The 2544-nt window shown below is 71.1% G+C and carries 3 protein-coding genes; 1 reads left to right on the forward strand and 2 read right to left on the reverse strand.

Going from position 1 to position 2544, the window contains the following annotated elements; all coding sequences use genetic code 11:
* Positions 1-22: 22 nt before the first annotated feature.
* Together istB and istA are read right to left on the reverse strand one after the other, a co-directional pair.
* Positions 23-805 (reverse strand): IS21-like element helper ATPase IstB, encoded by a 783-nt coding sequence (gene istB / locus AB7I40_RS23760; RefSeq protein ID WP_428348175.1) that lies wholly within the window; start codon positions 803-805, stop codon positions 23-25.
* Complete coding sequence (istA, locus tag AB7I40_RS23765) at positions 802-2355, reverse strand: IS21 family transposase (protein ID WP_428348176.1); 1554 nt, start codon at positions 2353-2355, stop codon at positions 802-804. The genes istB and istA overlap by 4 nt, the downstream gene beginning before the upstream one ends.
* Between istA and AB7I40_RS23770 the strand changes: the two genes are divergently transcribed.
* A partial coding sequence (locus tag AB7I40_RS23770) for a hypothetical protein (RefSeq protein ID WP_428348177.1) occupies positions 2355-2544 on the forward strand: 190 nt, incomplete at its 3' end. The genes istA and AB7I40_RS23770 overlap by 1 nt on opposite strands.

Genomic DNA, 2544 nt, shown 5'->3' on the forward strand with positions numbered 1-2544 from the left:
AAAGTCCCTGGTCCGCGGGTTCTCAGGCGGTCTTGATGGCGGCTGCCTTCTTCGCGGTTCGAGCTTCGCGCATGCGGTAGGAGTCACCGCTGGTGACGACGACCTGGGCGTGGTGCAGCAGCCGGTCCAGGAGGCTGACCGCAGTGGTGTGCTCAGGCATGAACCGTCCCCATTGGTCGAAGGGCCAGTGCGAGCTGATCGCGAGGCTGCGGCGTTCGTAGGCTGCCGCGACGAGTCGGAACAGCAGCTGAGCGGCGGTGTCGTCGAGGGGGGCGAACCCGATCTCATCGATGATGATCAAGTCGTGGCGCAGGGTGAGGTCGATGAGTCGACCGACGGAGTTGTCGGCCAGGCCGCGGTAGAGGGATTCGACCAGCTCGGCGGCGGTGAAGTAGCGGACCCGGTGCCCGGCCTCGACCGCCGCGCTGCCGAGCGCGACGAGCAGGTGGGACTTCCCGGTCCCTGCCGGCCCGACCAGGGCGAGGTTCTCCGGCGCCCGGATCCATTCGAGCGAGGCGAGGTAGTCGAACGTCGCCCGGGGGATCGAGGAGGCAGACAGGTCGAACTCGTCGAGGGTCTTCGCGACGGGGAACCCGGCGGCCTTGCGTCGGTTTGCGATGTTGGAGGCGTCGCGGGCGGCGACCTCGGCCTCGACCAGCACCCGCAGCAGCTCCTCAGGCCGCCAACGCTGGGTGCGGGCGGTGAGCAGCAACTCCGGTGCCAGGCGGCGCATCGCGGCGAGCTTGAGCCGCTTGAGCCCGGCCTCGATGTCCGCGCCGAGCGCTGGGGCCTTGTCGGCGGTCATGACGCATCACCCTCGACGCGACCGGCGGTGGGCGTCGCGGTGTCGGTGAAGACGGCGTAGTCGGCCAGGGAGCGGGTCGAGACCGCGGGCAGCTCGACCACGAGGGCTTCTCCGGCCAGTCGTGGGCGGGGTGCGGCGGCGCCGGCGGCGAGGATGGACCGGATGTCCTCGGCCCGCCACCGCCTAAACGCCGACGCGCGGGCCAGAGCGTCGAGCAGGGCCTGCTCGCCGTGGGCCTGACCGAGGGCGAGAAGCTCACCCAGCTCGGAGCCCAGCCTGGCGGATCCGGCCGCAGCGGCGCCGGTCAGGAAGCACTGCGCGACGGGGCCGAGCGCGCAGAACGCCTTCTCGTCCGCGGTCTTCGGGCGGACTGCCCGAACCGGCCGCTCGGGGCGGGGACCGCCGTAGTGGGCGTCGATCACCGACGCCTCACCCGGCCCGACCAGGCGATGCTCGGCCAACACCACCCCCGCCCCGACCACCCCACCCGGGCTGCCGGTGGACAGGATGGTGAGCCGGTCGGCGTGGGTGCGGACCTCGACCCGGGAGCCGATCGCTGTGGTGGGCACCGAGTAGCGGGCCGAGCCGAACCGGACACACGAGAGCCGGTCGACCTTGCGGATCACCGCCGGACCGGTGATCCGCGGCCGCAGCGACGGCAACCCACCGAGCACGGCGAGCTCGTGTTCGGCCAGGCGCAGGGCCGGGACCGCGGCGATCTCGGTGTGGATCGCGGCGTTGACCTCGGCGCACCACCGCCGCGCCGCCTCGTTCGCGGCGGCCAGATCGACCGGCCGGTCATCCGCCCCGGTGTCGAGGTCGCAGCCGATGATCAGGTCTCGCTTGGCGTAGCCGACGAGGTTCTCCACGATGCCCTTGGACTCCGGGTCCTCGCCTTGGCAGAAGTCCGGCCGGAATCGGTAGTGGGAGGCCAAGCGCACGTAGTCCGCTGTCGGGACGACCCGGTCGGCGACCACGGCGGCTTTGAGGCAGCCCATCCGATCGGCGAGCACGACCTTCGGGACCCCACCGATGGTCTCGAAGCACTCGGCGAGCATCGACAGCGTGGTCTCGGCGCGCTCGTCGACGGCGAAGCGGACGAACCGCACCCGCGACCACGCCAACACCGCGCAGAACACGTGCAGCCCGGCGATCACGCCCCAGTCGATGACCAGGTGCTCACCCGGGGACCACACCGCCGGACGACGCCCGCGATGGTGATCGCGGCGCCAGTCGGCCTTCACGTCGGCGACCAGGCGGCGGAAGTTGCGTGCCGAGCCCTCGTAACCAGCGGCGCGAGCCTCGGGCAGCAACCGCTTCGCCGAGATCCTGCCCTTGGTCTTCGCGACCCGCCCGGCCACGAGCTCGGCGACCGACTCGTAGTTCCGGGACCGCGGTTTGCGTTGCGGGACAACACCTCCCGCCTCATGCCGTTCGATGACCCGACGCACGGTCTTCGGTGACGTGGCGCAGATCGCGGCCGCACCGCGATAACTGCCCACCTCCCGATAGGCCGAAATGATGTCCATCCGTTCCCTCGCAGACTTCAATGGGAGACCCCTGGGTGGTGCGGCGGCTGGCTTCGACAACCGCCACCGTCACCGCCCAGGGCCTCAACCCGGCATACGACACGACGAGGGACCGGGGACTTCTACTCGGCCACCAGCGGGGACCTCACACGGCCACCCGCGGGGACCTGCACCCGGCCACCCGCGGGGACTTTTTCATGGCCACGGACA

Source organism: Nocardioides sp., assembly GCF_050246775.1.
GTDB lineage: Bacteria > Actinomycetota > Actinomycetes > Propionibacteriales > Nocardioidaceae > Nocardioides.

Bases quoted from the DNA above. Each gene is read 5' to 3' on its own strand.
- istB (WP_428348175.1), bottom strand. From the start codon at position 805: ATGACCGCCGACAAGGCCCCAGCGCTCGGCGCGGACATCGAGGCCGGG.